Annotated in this window: 1 protein-coding gene; it reads left to right on the top strand. The window is 68.7% G+C overall.

Translation table 11 applies throughout. The features are described 5' to 3' along the window. The coding region (locus FJV41_RS55585; RefSeq protein WP_220138004.1) for a hypothetical protein at positions 1-341 on the top strand (341 nt) is incomplete at its 5' end. Between the last annotated feature and the right edge of the window lie 141 nt (positions 342-482).

Below are 482 nucleotides of genomic sequence, written 5' to 3'. Positions count from 1 at the left end.
GGATCGTCGCCAACCTGCCGATGGTGTTCTGGCAGCAGCTCTTCACCTGTCGCTTCGACTCCACGCTTTGGATACCCGCACTCAGCAGGGTTCTGCAGCATGCTCCCTCTGCTCATCCCAGTGCCGTAAGGAAAGCCATCCATGCGGATATCGGACGCATCCGCCACCTGCGCAACCGCATCGCCCACCACGAGCCGGTCCTGGAACGTGACATCGGCGCCGACCTGGCCGCGATCGGGCGGCTGATCCATGCCCGCTGCCCACACACGCTGGGCTGGCTGCAGCGCCATGAGCGGGCGACAACCGTGCTGGCGGCGTCGCCGTTGGCAGTGCATCGGTAATGCGTCCGCCGGGCATGGCCCGGCGCCACCGGCTCAGACCGCCGGCAGGGTCGCCATGTCCCAGCGCGGGGTCACATCCACCTTCGGCGGGCTGTGCTGGCCGGCCTGCAGGCGCAGCGCGCCGGCGAAGGCGATCATCGC

Source organism: Myxococcus llanfairpwllgwyngyllgogerychwyrndrobwllllantysiliogogogochensis, from assembly GCF_006636215.1.
In the GTDB taxonomy this organism is placed as follows: domain Bacteria; phylum Myxococcota; class Myxococcia; order Myxococcales; family Myxococcaceae; genus Myxococcus; species Myxococcus llanfairpwllgwyngyllgogerychwyrndrobwllllantysiliogogogochensis.
Note: the sequence above shows the minus strand (reverse complement) of the source record. Positions and strands in the feature narration are given on the sequence as shown.